At 56.2% G+C, this 15,177-nt stretch carries 15 protein-coding genes, 1 tRNA gene, 1 other RNA gene and 1 pseudogene; 11 read left to right on the forward strand and 7 right to left on the reverse strand.

Going from position 1 to position 15,177, the window contains the following annotated elements; translation table 11 throughout:
* Window positions 1-128: 128 nt before the first annotated feature.
* The 5 genes and pseudogenes from WA157_RS06755 to WA157_RS06775 form a co-directional block, all read left to right on the forward strand.
* Window positions 129-1,295, forward strand: a pseudogene (locus WA157_RS06755) (dicarboxylate/amino acid:cation symporter); the annotation flags it as partial.
* Window positions 1,296-1,505: 210 nt separating this feature from the next.
* Entirely contained in the window at window positions 1,506-1,976 is a 471-nt protein-coding gene (locus WA157_RS06760; protein WP_422620225.1) for a HugZ family protein, read from the forward strand.
* Between the two features lie 94 nt (window positions 1,977-2,070).
* A complete protein-coding gene (locus WA157_RS06765; protein WP_422620226.1) occupies window positions 2,071-2,361 on the forward strand; it encodes a helix-hairpin-helix domain-containing protein in 291 nt (96 codons plus the stop codon).
* A 112-nt stretch (window positions 2,362-2,473) separates the two neighbouring features.
* On the forward strand, window positions 2,474-3,253 hold the full coding sequence (locus WA157_RS06770) for a ferritin-like domain-containing protein (protein WP_422620227.1): 780 nt from the start codon (window positions 2,474-2,476) through the stop codon (window positions 3,251-3,253).
* Between the two features lie 63 nt (window positions 3,254-3,316).
* On the forward strand, window positions 3,317-4,294 hold the full coding sequence (locus tag WA157_RS06775) for an alpha/beta hydrolase (protein ID WP_422620228.1): 978 nt from the start codon (window positions 3,317-3,319) through the stop codon (window positions 4,292-4,294).
* 287 nt (window positions 4,295-4,581) lie between these two features.
* Here WA157_RS06775 and WA157_RS06780 read toward each other — a convergent pair whose 3' ends face one another.
* A complete protein-coding gene (locus tag WA157_RS06780) occupies window positions 4,582-4,998 on the reverse strand; it encodes a DUF5710 domain-containing protein (protein WP_422620229.1) in 417 nt (138 codons plus the stop codon).
* Between WA157_RS06780 and WA157_RS06785 the strand changes: the two genes are divergently transcribed.
* Window positions 4,997-5,482, forward strand: coding sequence for a nuclear transport factor 2 family protein (locus WA157_RS06785; RefSeq protein WP_422620230.1), 486 nt, complete (start codon window positions 4,997-4,999; stop codon window positions 5,480-5,482). The genes WA157_RS06780 and WA157_RS06785 overlap by 2 nt on opposite strands.
* Before the next feature lie 199 nt (window positions 5,483-5,681).
* Window positions 5,682-5,960, forward strand: coding sequence for an acylphosphatase (locus WA157_RS06790; RefSeq protein WP_422620231.1), 279 nt, complete (start codon window positions 5,682-5,684; stop codon window positions 5,958-5,960).
* 299 nt (window positions 5,961-6,259) lie between these two features.
* Here WA157_RS06790 and WA157_RS06795 read toward each other — a convergent pair whose 3' ends face one another.
* Window positions 6,260-6,454 carry a PLDc N-terminal domain-containing protein gene (locus tag WA157_RS06795; protein ID WP_422620232.1) on the reverse strand — a complete coding sequence of 65 codons (195 nt, stop codon included), beginning with the start codon at window positions 6,452-6,454 and terminating at the stop codon, window positions 6,260-6,262.
* Window positions 6,455-6,565: 111 nt separating this feature from the next.
* Window positions 6,566-6,907, reverse strand: coding sequence for a hypothetical protein (locus tag WA157_RS06800; RefSeq protein ID WP_422620233.1), 342 nt, complete (start codon window positions 6,905-6,907; stop codon window positions 6,566-6,568).
* 372 nt (window positions 6,908-7,279) lie between these two features.
* Here WA157_RS06800 and WA157_RS06805 point away from each other — a divergent pair, with 372 nt between their 5' ends.
* Both WA157_RS06805 and WA157_RS06810 read left to right on the forward strand, forming a co-directional pair.
* Window positions 7,280-8,668 carry an EAL and HDOD domain-containing protein gene (locus WA157_RS06805; RefSeq protein WP_422620234.1) on the forward strand — a complete coding sequence of 463 codons (1,389 nt, stop codon included), beginning with the start codon at window positions 7,280-7,282 and terminating at the stop codon, window positions 8,666-8,668.
* Window positions 8,669-8,826: 158 nt separating this feature from the next.
* The gene (locus WA157_RS06810; protein ID WP_422620235.1) at window positions 8,827-9,612 is read left to right on the forward strand and encodes a flagellar brake protein; all 786 of its coding nucleotides are present in this window, start codon (window positions 8,827-8,829) and stop codon (window positions 9,610-9,612) included.
* A gap of 229 nt (window positions 9,613-9,841) precedes the next feature.
* Here the strand turns inward: WA157_RS06810 and WA157_RS06815 are convergent, their stop codons facing one another.
* From WA157_RS06815 to ffs, 4 genes are all read right to left on the reverse strand, one after another.
* Window positions 9,842-10,375, reverse strand: coding sequence for an FKBP-type peptidyl-prolyl cis-trans isomerase (locus WA157_RS06815; RefSeq protein WP_422620261.1), 534 nt, complete (start codon window positions 10,373-10,375; stop codon window positions 9,842-9,844).
* A 39-nt stretch (window positions 10,376-10,414) separates the two neighbouring features.
* A tRNA-Asn gene (locus WA157_RS06820) sits at window positions 10,415-10,490 on the reverse strand.
* Between the two features lie 204 nt (window positions 10,491-10,694).
* Window positions 10,695-12,605 carry a sensor domain-containing diguanylate cyclase gene (locus WA157_RS06825; protein WP_422620236.1) on the reverse strand — a complete coding sequence of 637 codons (1,911 nt, stop codon included), beginning with the start codon at window positions 12,603-12,605 and terminating at the stop codon, window positions 10,695-10,697.
* A gap of 35 nt (window positions 12,606-12,640) precedes the next feature.
* Window positions 12,641-12,737, reverse strand: an RNA gene (ffs, locus tag WA157_RS06830) — signal recognition particle sRNA small type.
* A 72-nt stretch (window positions 12,738-12,809) separates the two neighbouring features.
* On the opposite strand from ffs, the gene dnaX reads away from it, so the two are divergent.
* Window positions 12,810-14,753 (forward strand): DNA polymerase III subunit gamma/tau, encoded by a 1,944-nt coding sequence (dnaX, locus tag WA157_RS06835; protein WP_422620237.1) that lies wholly within the window; start codon window positions 12,810-12,812, stop codon window positions 14,751-14,753.
* 90 nt (window positions 14,754-14,843) lie between these two features.
* On the forward strand, window positions 14,844-15,176 hold the full coding sequence (locus tag WA157_RS06840; protein WP_011463759.1) for a YbaB/EbfC family nucleoid-associated protein: 333 nt from the start codon (window positions 14,844-14,846) through the stop codon (window positions 15,174-15,176).
* Window position 15,177: the final 1 nt, after the last annotated feature.

Below are 15,177 nucleotides of genomic sequence, written 5' to 3' on the forward strand. Positions count from 1 at the left end.
AAGTCAGGGAGAAATTACCAAGATCGCAGGCCAGCGCCAGTCACACCAAAAGACTGATAATTTAGCCGTCCTGCCTGGGGGAATTTGACTGGCCAAAGGTGGGGGAATTTGAAGTGGCCATCAGGGGTACCGTCGTGGTCGGCATTGCCGGCATGGAAGACATGAAGAAGGTGGGTAAGACAGGTGGTCTGGCTCTCCTGTATTTCGAAGTTATGTCTACATTGGCCCTGGTGGTTGGTTTACTCGTCGTCAACGTATTGCAGCCTGGCACGGGAATGCATGTGGACCCGATGTCACTGGACACCAAGGGAATTGCCGCTTACACGGCGCCCGGGAAGATGCAGGGCTCTGTGGATTTTCTCCTCAATGTCATTCCATCCTCGGTGGTTGATGCATTCGCCAAGGGTGAGATCCTTCAGGTTTTGTTGTTCTCCGTATTGTTTGGCTTCGCGCTGCACAAGTTCGGCGGACGCGGCACGATGGTGTTTGACTTCATTGAGAAGTTTTCCCACGTGTTATTCGACATCGTCGGCTTCATCATGAAGGTCGCCCCGATTGGTGCCTTTGGTGCCATGGCGTTCACGATCGGGAAATACGGTCTGGGTTCGCTGTTTTCTCTGGGCAAACTCATGGGCGCGTTTTACTTGACCTGCCTGATCTTTGTTTTCGGGGTATTGGGCATCGTTTGTCGTTTAAATGGTTTCAGCGTGTTCAAGCTTGTGCGCTATATCAAGGAAGAATTACTGATCGTGTTGGGCACCTCGTCTTCAGAATCGGTGTTGCCACGCATGATGGAAAAGATGGAGAACTTGGGTGCGCGCAAGTCGGTGGTCGGGTTGGTGATTCCAACCGGCTACTCCTTCAACCTGGACGGCACATCAATTTACCTGACCATGGCAGCGATATTCATCGCTCAGGCTACTGACACTCCGATGTCGCTGATGCAGCAAGTGACCCTGTTGGCCGTGCTGCTGCTGACCTCCAAGGGCGCAGCGGGTGTCACAGGCAGCGGGTTTATTGTGCTCGCGGCCACCTTGTCCGCAGTGGGGGGCGTACCAGTGGCGGGTTTGGCACTTATTCTTGGAATTGACCGCTTTATGTCTGAGGCGCGGGCGTTGACCAACTTGGTGGGTAATGGTGTGGCAACGCTGGTGGTAGCGAAATGGACAGGGGATCTGGACATGGCTCGCTTGCACCAGGGACTGGATAACCCAACAACGCGGGAGTCGCAGGAGCCCGAGGCTATTTTGGACTTGCAGGTCGCGCACATGGATGTGATGAAGGCCAAGAACTGAAATGGTTCAGTCTATTGCCGAATGAGGGCAGTTCCTGGTGCTGTCGCAACCTGTTTTCAGGACCTGCAGGTGACTTTGGATACTGAAGGCAGTGGCGCAATACTGGACAATCACAACCCATACGATTCGCCGCAGGCCGTCAGGCAAGTCCTGCGCCAAGGCGTCATGGTTGTGTAACTGTGTGGGAGCTTTATGGCTCATGAATCCAGATTGACGCGAGAATTACGCGCTTTGCTAAATGCCCAGCGGGTGGCCGCATTGGGAACAGTTGGCGATGATGGTGCGCCATTTGTTTCGATGGTTCCCTACGCCATCGTGCAGCACCTTTGCTGCCTGGTCATCCATGTCAGCGGCTTGGCAGCCCACACGCGCAACCTGCAAGCCAGGGAGCCGGTATCGCTGTTGGTCATGAAGTCCGAGGTGCCTGGTGAGCCCGTGCATGCATTGCCGCGAGTTACTTTGGAAGGGCAGGCCAAGGTGCTGGAGCGGGGGAGTGCTGATTGGCAGGCTTGCAGCGACGTTTATATCGCAAGATTTCCTGACGCCGAGCCCATGACCCAGCTTGGTGATTTCATGTTTGTAGCCATTCAAGTGACTGGCGCCCGCCAGGTCGCTGGCTTCGGCGTCGCTCGCTCAATTGACGCGGAAGAAGTCAGACTCGCTTTGACGTCAAAGGGGTGACCCAAGAGTCTGTTAGCGGCGGTCGTTGCGCTAGCCTCTGAGAAAGACAGATGACCAGTGGTCGGCGGCCCACAGTTCAACCTGGAGTAAATCAATGCTACGCGTTTCAGACAAGCGACCATGCCGACTGGAGGACCTGCCTAATATTGGCAAAGCCATTGCGGGCGACCTGCGATCCGTGGGTATTCTTGATCCCGAACAATTGGCAGAGCATGAACCCCTTGAAATATTTCAGGCCTTGGAGCCTGTCATGGGGCATCGTCACGACCCTTGCGTTTTGTACGCTCTGATGGCGGTCGCGCATTATCTGAAATGTGGTGAAGCTCTTCCCTGGTGGAAATTCACGACACGTGGCAAGGAATTGCTGCAATCAACAAGAAATTGAAGATCCACCTCCAATATTTCAGCGATTTTGATTCCCGGGTGAAAGACCCCCGGAGTTCCCTAAAAGCAGGTCTGCCAGGGTGTGCCTGGACCGCTGTCTCTACAATTTGCAAATGCTATCCCTGCGTACTTCCGTCATTTGTCCGCTGCTGGCCCAGGATGCTCTTGAGAAGGCGCAAGGCGTACTGGCCCTGAGTCTTGAGCTTCCCATCGACACTGAGTCTGACATCCCGCCCCCGGTTGGCATTCCGGGTCGTCCAGCCAGACCAAGACTGGTTCTACCTGCCGCCATCAAGCATGCCTCCCTCAAGACCACTGAAGGACGTGCGGCCTTGCTTCACTCGATTGCGCATATAGAGCTCAATGCCATTGATTTAGCCCTGGACATTGTTTGGCGTTTTCCAGGAATGCCAGCGCAGTTTTACCGCGATTGGGTGTCAATCGCCAAGGAAGAGGCGACGCATTTCACGCTCCTGCGCAACCACTTATTCAGTCTTGGTTTTGATTACGGTGACTTCGACGCCCACAACACCTTGTGGGAAATGGCGGAAAAGACGAAGGGCGATATTCTGGCGAGGATCGCACTGGTGCCGAGAACCCTTGAGGCTCGCGGTCTTGATGCTTCACCAGCAGTTAAAAATAAACTGGTGAGTGTTGGTGACAAAAAAGCGGGTGAAATTCTGGATGTCATTCTGAAAGACGAGATAGGTCACGTTTTTGCTGGCAACCATTGGTATCGCTGGCTTTGCAGTCAGCGAGGTCTCGACCCCATCAGTACCTATGCGGATTTGACCAGGAAATACGATGTGCCCAAGCTACGTCCGCCGTTCAACTTTGAAGCGCGTCGTCTCGCTGGTTTTGATGAGGTTGAACTGCTTGGGCTTGGGTCCTGAGTTCTGAGTCTGCTTTGAAAGCCTGAATGAGGCGTTTCAAATAGTTTGAATCGGAGAATCCGTATGCTTCGCTGGCTGGACATGATTGCCGCGCAACAACCGTTACGGCGCGTCGCGCTGGATGTGGGTATGCATGCGGCTGCCGGTATGGTCGACTTTCTGCCGCGGATGAAAGAGCGCTTGGCCACCTGTACGCTGATTGAAGATGTTGAATATGCCCGCCATGGCGATGTCAGTCTTCGGCTGGATATCTTGCAACCGAAAGGGCTTGGCCCGCATCCTGTCTTGATTTATTTGCACGGTGGCGCCTTTGCCATCGGCTCCAAGCGCACCCATCGAGCACTCGCCGCTGCCTATGCTTCGCGGGGCTATCTGGTGTGCAATATTGACTACCGGCTGGCACCGCAATTTCCGTTTCCTGCCGCGCTTGAAGATGCCTGCGCCGCCTGGCTGTGGGCGGCAGACCATGTCGGGAGCTATGGTGGCGACGAACAGTCGATAGGGCTGGCCGGTGAGTCGGCCGGTGCCAACCTGGCCCTTGCCATCACGCTGGCTTGCTGTACGCGGCGACCGGAGCCATTTGCCGCGCCGTTATTCGAACGCGGCCTGCGCCCGGTCGTGACCCTGCTGTACTACGGCTTTTTGCAGGCCAGCATGCCGCAGCGATACCGCCGTTCGGGTGTGTCGGCATTCGCAGCCAGCATCGCAACAGACGCGGCGCGTTCTTACCTGGGCAAATCCGCCAACCATCCCGCTGCGGAACATGCCCTGGCTGACCCGTTGTGTGTGGTCGAAGCGATGGCGGTGGCATCCACTCTGCCGCCAATTTTTATGGCCGCGGGCCTGGATGACCCGGTTGCCGCCGACTCCCAACGCCTTGAACAGGCGCTGCAGCGGCTGCAGTCAGCCCACAGTGCGCACTATTACCCTGGTGAAACTCACGGTTTTCATGTGATGTTCTGGCGGGAGCAGGCCGTTCGATGCTGGCGCGACAGTTTTGAGTTCCTGCGGCAATATCTGCCCGTCCCGGTCGCTGTCTAGGCTGCCTCAAGGGGCATCCCTCGGTCAGTTGCGTACATCAAGCAAGGGTAAATTACCCAGCCAAGATGCTATTGACCTCGTGAAAATGATTGCTGAAAAGGTAAAGGGCGTCAAGAGTGTTGACGTGTCTGGCCTTGTGATCGGGAACTGAAGAATGTCATTCAGCAGGTCTTGTTTCTTGAAGCAGCCGGCAAACACTGGCGCCATGAGGGAAACTGAGCTGCTCGTGCTGATTGAATAGGTAGCGATGATTGTTCACGACGCAGGCGGTTTACCCAACTGGGGACCTACTGCATTCCCGTGTGCTCGCAATCTTCCCATGGCAGAACATTGCAGCCACAGTGCGGCACTTCAAGGGTCGCCCCGGTGGTGGGTCCCTTGAACTGATTGATTGAAGCCTTTGGGGTGTTCTTGGTAGGCCGTGTTGCCCCATCCGTCGAGTCTTCGGTGGCCGCCGCCAAGTTTGGAATCCACCGCAAGAACGGAGTGAGGTCTGCCACATCGACGATGTACCAAAGCTTTTTGGTGGCGTCCCAGCGGGCTCCCAGTGCCTTCACGGCATCTTTCTCAGCGAACGGTGTGACTAAATTGATTCTCATCTGGTGAATTATCCATGGTGGCTGCCGACCCAATGCAGAGTCGGTAGTGTTCGATTCCATTGTGCCGACCTTGAAGCAGGTGATTTGAATATATGCTTGAAGCATGAACCACAATGAACAAACCCTGATTCGCTTCTACAACGCCTTTGCAGCGCTCGATGCTGACACCATGGCCAACTGCTATGCCGATGACGCGACCTTTGAAGACCCTGCGTTTTCGCTCAAGGGGCGGCGCGTGGGTGGCATGTGGCACATGCTGTGTGATGCCACAAGGAGCAAGGGGCGCGAAGACTGGCGGCTTGAATTCCGTGACATCCATGCCGATGACACCACGGGCCGCGCTCACTGGGAAGCGCACTACCGATTCAGCGTTACCAAGCGGGTGGTCCACAACATCATCGACGCCGAATTCACGTTCACGCCAGAAGGCTTGATCGCCACGCACAAGGACACCTTTGACTTTTGGCGCTGGTCACGTCAGGCCATCGGCTTGGGCGGTCTTGTTCTGGGCTGGACACCTTTCTTCCGCCGGCAGATGCGCAAGCAAACCCGCTTGGCGCTCACCAAGTACCTGGCAAACAAACCTTGACTGTTCGTAGTTCAGCAAGACAAACACGAAGCCAAACCAAAAAATACCGATTGGTCACGCCGAGGCCAGGCGTCTTATCTGGGGGGCAGACGATGTTGATATTGACATGGATTTATTGACTCACAAGAAAACCTCTAGCATGTTAGACGCCTTGCATTGCAGTAGCATGGCGCCCTTTGCATAGATCACAAAAACAGCAATGGCGGATGTCACGTACCGATTGGTGATTTGCGGGCTCGTTCAGGGCGTTTTTTACCGTGGTTCAATGGTTTCTCGAGCCAACGCCCTGGGTTTGAGGGGCTGGGTGCGAAACCGCCCGGATGGCTCGGTGGAGGCAGTGGTGCAGGGAGAGGCCACCGAGGTGAATCGCCTGGTCGAATGGGCCAGGCGTGGCCCGTCAAATGCCGTCGTCACATCGGTGGACATCTTTCCCAGTGAAGGTGACTTCGTTGGTTTTCAACAGCGCGAATCCACTTGAACACCGCATTCACCCATAGCCCCGTCAGCATCGGTTGATCTGCATACTGTTTCCGCCGATACGGATTTGACCAGCGGTGTCAGTGAGGTTGTTGACTGCTCAAAAAATCTAGAGCAGAATTTACTTGTGACCGAGTCTTTATCCTCGGTGAAGGAGCCCCATACATGACCATGGACCACACTTACGCTCACACCTGACTGACGGTTTGCCGTCATGACGCTTCCCATACTTGAGGAAGCACCTAGAAGGGCTAGGGTTCGTTATGAGCTCTGCCCTTTTTCATTGTCTCTGCCATCCTGCTAGCTCGATCTGCCGTTGCGCGGCCCAAGGAAGTACCACAGCAGCAGACCCAGAACGGGCAGCAACACTACGGCGATTATCCAGATCAATTTTTTCTCGTTGGATACCGAGCTTTGGAAAATGTTGAGAATGGCCCAAATGTCCCCAGCGAGCACCAGCACGCCAATGAGTCCGTTGTATCCATAGTGCATCATTTCAGGTTCCTTTTGCTTGTGGCCCAAGTCGTAATGCGTGAGCATCAGGCAATGTAGCTTGAATACGCCTGTTGCGCCAGGTCAACCTGAAAGATGCGCTTCGTTCCTCTATCAGGCCTTCTTTTTTGACTTGGCAGGCACCGCCGTCACCACGTGCGCCACAGGTGCCTTGCCGTCGGCTTCAGGGGCAGTGTTTGAGCCTTCCGTCAGTGCTTCTTCAAACTCAGCCAACTCTTTGCCGATGGCAGCATATTTCTTGGACTTGGCTCTGTTGTCGATCCATTTGAGTACAGCAGCTTCCAAGTCTTCTTTGAAATGAGCAAGCGCTGATTCTTTGACGGCTTTTGTTGCCGTCTTTGAGGTACTGGACCAGAGGTCAATTAGGTCTGACAGGCCGTTGTCAAAATCGTCGAACGTTTCAAGGCGTATCCATTGGCCGCTTTTGTCAAACATTTTTTCTTTCGGTAATTGGTAATTGCATGTGGTCAGTTTAGCGGGCGATCCGCCGAGGCTGAGTGGTCCAAGCCAGCTACGGCTGGTCAGATTGGCTTAACAAGAGGAGTGGGGTTGGACAGGAGCTGTCGGCGTCGCTGTCCCAACGGGAATAAACGAACTCTGGCTCAATCACTCTTCGATTAAGTTGAAGCTTGCCCCCCCATTTATGGGATGGCCCAAGCGACGCTTCTACTTCAGGATTGATTGCCGGGCAATTGAATTTGCAGGCTAGGTTACTATGCTACCGCATTCACCATACGCCCAGCTTTAGCTGGAAGAGATAATGCGCCGCGCGAAGCGATTGAATCACAGCCCATAGATCACTCCATGTTGCAGTTTTTTCGCGAAATGTTTGGATTGTCAAGCAAGCCGGTAACGCCGCCCGTGCAACCCCGTTCAGGCCCTGCCGATGATTTCGCACGCCTGGACGCCCATATTCCGCTGAAGGGCACGGATGACAAGCAACACGCCATTGTTCGTCGGGAAGCCATATTGGATCGTGCCGAAAAAATTGTCGGATACGAATTTTCCCTGTTGACGACATTGCCAATCCGGTTGCAGCAGCGCAAGGGCATGGCCATGCGCGCTTACGATGCCACGCTGCTCACGCGCTTGAACCTGCATGGCGTCAATGCCCTGCTCGGCCATCGGCTGGCTTTTTTAAATCTGGCGCTTGAGTCGCTGAACGGCGGGTTTCTCGATGCATTTCCACCGCTAAACACTGTGCTGATGTTTGACCTGCCGCTGCACGATAGCGACTGGGAAAGCATTGCCGCACGCCTCGCCGAGCTCAAGAGCAAAGGGTTTTCCTGCGGATTGAGGCTTCATGAAGCCAGGGTGGCTACTTGCCCACTGATCGGCAGCCTCGATTTCATTCAGATTGATGTCGCAGGTTTCGACGCCCTCGATTTGCGATCGCTGATACGAGAACTGAGGGCAAAACACCCGCCAGGGCGGCCACCCGTTCGTCTCGGCGCGCGCGGCGTGCTGAGCCACGACGAGTTCATGTTTTGCAGAACGTGTCATTTCGATCTTTTCCAGGGTCCCTTCGTGTCCAGTCGGGAGAGTCTGAAACCCGCAGCGGGTGGCGTCAATCGCATGGCCATTTTTCCCATCCTGAACATGGTTCGCAATGATGAGAATTTTGCCGTCATTGCGGCCCAGCTGAAGAATGAGCCGACTCTGACCTACAAATTGCTGCGCTATCTGAATTCGCCTGCGATGGGGCTGCGCAGGTCCATCGACAACCTGACGGACGCGCTGGTTCTGGTTGGGCGTGAGACCTTTTATCGCTGGCTGTCTTTGCTTCTGTTTGATTTCACCACTCCGGGCTACCGCGAACGCGCCTTGGTCGAGTGCGCCCTGGCCCGCGCACGCACGCTTGAGCTGTTGGCAGGCAAGGGGCGCGTGCCTGCCGCGCCTGACCACCTGTTCTTGGTTGGTTTGTTTTCCGTACTCGATGTAGCGCTCGGCGTGCCGTTGCCGGAGCTGTTAAAAAAGACGACGCTGCCGGAGGTGGTTCGTGATGCATTGCTCGGCGTCCCCGGGGCTTATGCAGACGCCCTGGCGCTGGTTGTTCTGGGTGACGCGGACGCGGCCACCCAGCCGGAGCAGATGGCGCTGGCGTTCAAGCGTTGCGGCTTTCATGACCAAGAATACGCACCCGTCGCCGCAGCAGCACTCGTCTGGGCACACCAGGCCACCGGCGATGCAACGTAGGCGCTTGGCGGATGCCTCATCGGATCGCCCTGCTGGTACTGCAAGCAGTACCGACAGCCTTGTCATTGGAGCGTACAGAAACACCTTGGGTGAGGTACTTGGACTTTCCATGCGTCGGTTTCGCCACTTCAACTACTTCTACCGCATGAACACACACAATGAGTAGCAATCGAGCTGAACAAAGCGATGTTGAGACTGATACCACCCCTGAAGATTTCGACGAGGACTCCACAGCGACGCAGCCAAGCAGCAACGCTCCTCAAGGCAGCTTTGCATTTGAGGCCATGAATCTCAAGGTGGGGGATCGTCTGCAAGCCCAACCCCCCGCAAAAGTCTCCGCCGAGCGCTGTTTTGTGCGTCTGATTGGTTATTTGCAGGACCACAGCATGTTGATCACAACACCGGCAACGGTCAACCGTGTGCGCTTGCAGCTGATGGAGGGAGACCAGCTTGTGATGCGGGTTTTTTCCAGCCAAAACGCCTTCGGCTTTGCCTGTGATGTTCAGAGAGTTTGCAAGCTGCCCTACAGCTATCTGCATATTTCTTTTCCCAAAGAAGTACAGGGAACAGTGATACGCAAAGCCGCCCGGGTCAAGACAAAGATCATTGTCAAAGTCCGTACGGAACAGGACGGTGGAGCCAATCTGACGGGCGTCATCTCCAATCTCAGTGCCAACGGAGCCTTGATGGATGGGCCACGCAAGATGGCAGAGACGGGCGACTCCATTCGATTAACTTTTCGCCTCAAGCTGCACAATATCGAAGCGGATTTGTCAGTGCTTGCCATCGTGCGTGCGGTATTTGACGACGAGACGCTCAAGCAAAGTGGAACTTCATTGGCGCATTTCGGTTTGGAGTTTGTTGATCTCCAGCCCAATGACCAGATGATTCTGCAAAGCATGGTCTACCAGAAGATGATCGAACAACCGCAATCTCTGGTCTGATTCAGTGAATCCGGTCAGTGACAATGGCTAAACGTCACACCCAAAGCGTGCATGTCCAGGCGCAGTCTTTGGGTTTGAGAGATTCTTGTGAGTACTGGTACTGCGGCAGTGACGGGATGACAGTATTTCAAGCACTCGCTGAACAGTTGGGCCTTGTCGGGCAGGAAGTCATCAGTGTCCGACTGGATGACCATGACGCAGGGGCCGGTTAACGAGTCTTTGCTACAGCCTATTGCGTCGCCAACAGCTCCACAGTGAACACCAGAGCCGCGTTCGGTGGAATGAGGCCACCGCCAGCACCAGCGCTGCCGTAAGCTAGTGAACTTGGAATGATAAGAGCGCGCGTTCCGCCAACCTTCATGCCAACAACGCCCTGATCCCATCCTGCTATCACTTGCCCAGAACCCAATTTGAACGAGAACGGTGTCTTGCCAACGGAGGTGTCAAACTGCGTGCCATGGAAATTGGCAGCTGAGGCATCGTACAGCCAGCCGGTGTAGTTCACCGTGACGGTGTTGCCCGAGGCGGCAACTGCACCAGTCCCGACTGTGGTGTCTGTGGTTTGTAGCGATGTCGGTGCATGGGTGGCTGGAGTGTCACTTCTGCTGCCGCACCCGCTCAGAAGCAGTCCAAATGCAAATACCGCTGTTGCCAGGATGTGTTTCATGTCAATGTACTTTTCGTCATGGTTAAAGTTTTTCCAACCGAACCAATGCAGAGCCCAAAGCCTTGCAATGAGCCAGACCAGACAAGAAAAAAGCACCAAGGCTTTTGACCTAAGTGCTTGATTCGTTTCGTGTCTTGGCTCCTCGACCTGGGCTCGAACCAGGGACCTACGGATTAACAGTCCGGCGCTCTACCAACTGAGCTATCGAGGAATATTTTTTGTTATCAACAACTTAGGTTGTCGGCGGCAATGCTAATTGCGTTGCGAACAAGTTGCGATAGCCAGAATTATAGGGTACTTTTTTGGCTGTAATTCCTTGCCAATGTTGTGCTTTGAAATTTGGATCAGAAGGAACCCAATACGGCAGCTATCGCTGCGCTTTACTTGATGAAATAGTGCGCTTTGCCCTGCTGCTTCAGCTCACACGGTTGATCGTCGTCACAGACCGGACGCAATTGCGTCCGTCATGCTTGGCCTGATAAAGCGCTTTGTCAGCGTGGGCCAGCAACTCCTGTGGGCTCAGGTGCTGGTCGGGTATGCCACAGGCCACGCCAAAGCTGGCGGTGACGCGAATCGTGCCACCATCAAAAGGCACATGCAGTTGCTCGATGTCCGCGCGAAATCCCTCGGCCAGCGCCACCGAATCCTGCTGGCTGCTGTTAACCAGCAGAATGACAAATTCCTCGCCACCATAGCGCGCCAGCACATCACCGACACGTTGAATCCGGGGACGCAGCAAGTGGGCCACGGCGCGCAGGCAAGCGTCACCGCCCATATGACCGTAGCTGTCATTGACCAGCTTGAAGTGATCAACGTCAATCATGATCAGCGACAGCGGACTTTTCTGTCGGTCAGCCCGTCGATGCTCCAGGGCCAAGGCGCGGTCAAAGAACGCGCGGTTGCTGATCTGGGTCAGTCCGTCCACGTCGGACAGGCGTTGCAGCTGGTCATTGGCCAGCTTGAGTTGATCCAGTGTCCGGTTCAGGTCATTGGTGCGCGCCGTGACCCGTTGTTCCAGTTCGCGGTTGGTATCTTCCTTGGTCTTGATCAGCGCTTCTTGAGAGGCGCGCGCCCAGCGTTCATGGCCCAATGCCACAGCCTGCGCATTGACCCTCAGCATGCGGTCGTGGTTGATCCGGTCGGCCAGCGTAAATGACAGCAACAGCACCAACAAGACAATGCCGATCTGGGACGCATTGTCGGTCCAGGCGTTGGACGGTATCAAGCCAAATTTGCCGGCATTCAGGACGCACAGGCTAATGAGCACGGTGGTCCAGGCAAGGCAATAAAAGCGCGCGAATTTGGCGCCGCGCCACCACCGCCAGTAGCCCAGCGCCAACGCGATCAACGCAATGGGGATGGTGAGGGCGGCGCCCACACGCACCGTCAGGCTGTAAGGCAAAACAAAGGTCAGCCCCAACAGCAGGGCGCTGACGGTTGCGAGTGCCCGTGTCAGGTAGTGCGCAGGCCTCGAAAACTTGCTCAGCCTGAGAAAGCCGTCGGCAAAAAGACAGGTGAACAACTCTGTGCTGGCCATAAAGGTGGCGATGGCAATGCTGTTCCAACGCACCGCGTTGGGCCAGACATAGGCAAAGGTGTAGCCGTTCAAGGTGAGATGAAAGAGCAGGTAGCTCGCGACAAATCCAATGTAAAAAAGGTAGTTGATGTCGCGGGTTGAAAAGTAGACAAACAGGTTGTAGACAATCATGATCAGCAGGATGCCAATCACCATGCCCTGTAATAATTTTTCGTCACTGTTGGTCTCATAAAACTGGGTCGGCTCCCAGATTCGAAAAGGTGCTTCAATCGTGCCCGATGAGGCCAGGCGGATGTAGATCAAATTGGCCCCGGGCGCCAGATTAAGGGGCATGACGAAATTCTGGTGTCGAAGTACCCGCTGTGCAAAGGGCTTTTCATCACCCAGGGCGTAGCTGGTTTTGAGCTGGCCGGCCGTGTAGTGGTACAGCTGCACGTCGTCAAGGAAGGGGATTGGCAGCTCGACGAAACGTGCAAGGTCCTGGCTTGCGATGTTGTCGATCTGGAAGCGAAACCAGTAGGCGTCGTTGGTGAAACCAAAGTTGGGCGATTTTCGGGTGATGGTTTGCCAGGTTTGCCTGGGCGACATGACCTGGTCAGGTGTCAGGGTTCGGGTACTGTCCGTCAACATGCCCATGCGGGTGTCTACGTCAATGCGACCGGGTGTCTGAGCTGATACCTCAAAGACCGGAAAACTGGCGTCTGCCGAGCTGGTGGATGCGTGCAGCGCGGTTGCCAGCAGGCCCAGCACGCAGGTCAAGCAGCAAAGCACAACGGCTTTCAAATTCAAAGTCAGAATTCTCCAGAGTTGCGCTCAAGAATGAGGTTGACGAGCCTTGACCCCGGCACTGGCTCCACAGTTAGGGCTGCTTGGTTCCCCACCTGACCCGGTTGGCCGCTTCACCATGCGGGAAGGCCCGTCAGACGCAATTGTAGGGCAGAGTGGCTGTTCAGGTTTTCCTGGCCCCTGTGGGTCGCACCTTAGAATCTGGGCATGTCCTACCTCGTGCTCGCCCGCAAGTACCGCCCCCGCAACTTCACTGAAATGGTGGGGCAGGACCACGTGGTGCAAGCGCTCACCAACGCACTCACCACGCAGCGGCTGCACCACGCTTATTTATTCACCGGCACGCGTGGCGTTGGCAAGACCACGGTGTCGCGCATTTTGGCCAAGTCGCTCAATTGCCAGGGGCCGGACGGGCAGGGCGGCATCACGGCCACGCCGTGTGGCGTGTGCCAGGCTTGTACTGACATTGACTCCGGCCGCTTTGTCGATTACACCGAGCTCGACGCGGCCTCCAACCGGGGTGTCGACGAGGTACAGGCGCTCCTGGAACAGGCCGTCTACAAGCCGGTGCAGGGGCGTTTCAAGGTCTTCATGATCGACGAAGTGCACATGCTCACCGGGCATGCCTTCAACGCCATGTTGAAGACGCTGGAGGAGCCGCCCGAGTACTTGAAATTTGTGCTGGCCACCACCGACCCGCAGAAGGTGCCGGTCACGGTGCTGTCGCGCTGTCTGCAGTTCAACCTGCGCCCGATAGCGCCCGAGACCATCCGTGAGCACCTGCAAACGGTCTTGCAAGCCGAGAACGTGGCGGCCGATGTGCCGTCGCTGCGGCTGCTGGCGCGTGCGGCGCACGGCTCCATGCGCGATGCCTTGAGTCTGGCTGATCAGGCGATTTCGTTTGGTGCCGGCCAGATTGAAGAAGCGACGGTGCGCCAGATGCTGGGCAGTGTGGACCGCTCCTATGTCTTTCGGCTGCTGGAGGCGTTGGCCCAGGGAGACGGCAAAACGGTGGTCGAGACGTCTGAGGCCTTGCGTCTGAATGGCCTGAGTGCGGCCTCCACGCTGGAAGAAATGAGCATGGTGCTGCAGCGCATGGCCATTGTGCAAGCCGTGCCCAGCGCCGTTGAGTCGGATGAAACCGACCCGCAAGCCTTGGACGTAGCGCGTCTGGCAGCACTCATGCCCGCTGACGAGACGCAGTTGCTCTACAGCATCTGCCTGCATGGGCGCGCGGAGTTGGGCCTGGCGCCGGACGAGTACGCCGCACTGACCATGGTGTTGCTGCGACTGCTGGCTTTCAAACCCCGCGCTGGCAATCTGCCTGTGGCTGAAAAAAAAACTCTAACTGACGCGCCACGGGGGCTTGCTGCAGTTGCACCCCGTCCAGTGCCAGCGCTGGGGCAGGGGGTGACCGAGGTGCCTGTTTTTGAGGAAAAAGAGGCTCCAGCCCCCGTCGAATATGCGCAGTCAGCTATTAAAATAGTAGCAAATGCAGAGACGCAGATCAATACAGAAGAAAAGGCTGCATCAGAGCTTCACGTAGAGGCAGAGGTATTGCAGCCACCCCCAACGGGTCAGCATCTGCATGTGGTCCAGCTACCGGTGGCTGCGGGACAATCCCTCACTTCTGAGCAAAATAGACCTCCAGCTCCTGTGGAATATGCGCAAGAAGCTACAAAAATAGTAGCGATTCCGGTGCGCGTGCAGGCCGACTCCCGCGCCGAGGCGGTGGCCGGACAGTCGGCTGCGTCTTTGCTGCTTCCCACCGAAGAGGGCGAGTTCTGGCACGGTATCGTGCGCCAACTCATCGCCCGGGAAGCGATCAACGCCATGGTGCGCGAACTGGCCCTGCAGTCGCAACTGGTGGCGCGCGACACCGACCAGTGGCTGTTGCGGGTCGAGCGCGAATCGCTGAACCAGTCGGGTAACCGTGACCGTCTGGCGACTGCGTTGCAGGCGGCGGGTCACGCGGTGCGCCTGGTGGTGGAGATTGGGCGCGTGACCGACAGCCCGGCCCGGCGTAACGCGGCGCTGGTGGCCGAGCGGCAGCTGGCGGCAGAAAAAATCATTTTTGATGATCCGTTTGTGCAGACGATGATGCGTGATTTTGGCGCGAAAATCGTGCCTGGCAGCATCACACCGGGCTGACGGTCCAGCTAGCCGGATCAATTCCAGCCGCCCGGTCCAAAGCTAATTGCTTTACTCTCTTCCCTTCAAAATCTAAACCAAGGACTACAAATGTTCAACAAAGGACAACTCGCCGGCCTCATGAAGCAGGCCCAGGCCATGCAGGACAACATGAAGAAAGCCCAGGACGAACTGGGCAACGTCGAAGTCACCGGAGAATCCGGCGCCGGTCTGGTCAAAGTTCTGATGACCTGCAAACATGACGTGCGCCGTGTCACCATCGACCCCAGCTTGCTGGCCGACGACAAAGACATGCTCGAAGACCTGGTGGCGGCGGCTTTTAACGCCGCGGTGCGCAAGGCCGAAGAAACTTCAGCCGAGAAAATGGGCAAGATCACCGCCGGCATGCCCAGCCTGCCCGGCGGCATGAAGTTCCCATTCTGAT

This window comes from Rhodoferax ferrireducens, from assembly GCF_049302455.1.
GTDB classification, from domain to species: Bacteria; Pseudomonadota; Gammaproteobacteria; order Burkholderiales; family Burkholderiaceae_C; genus Rhodoferax; species Rhodoferax ferrireducens_B.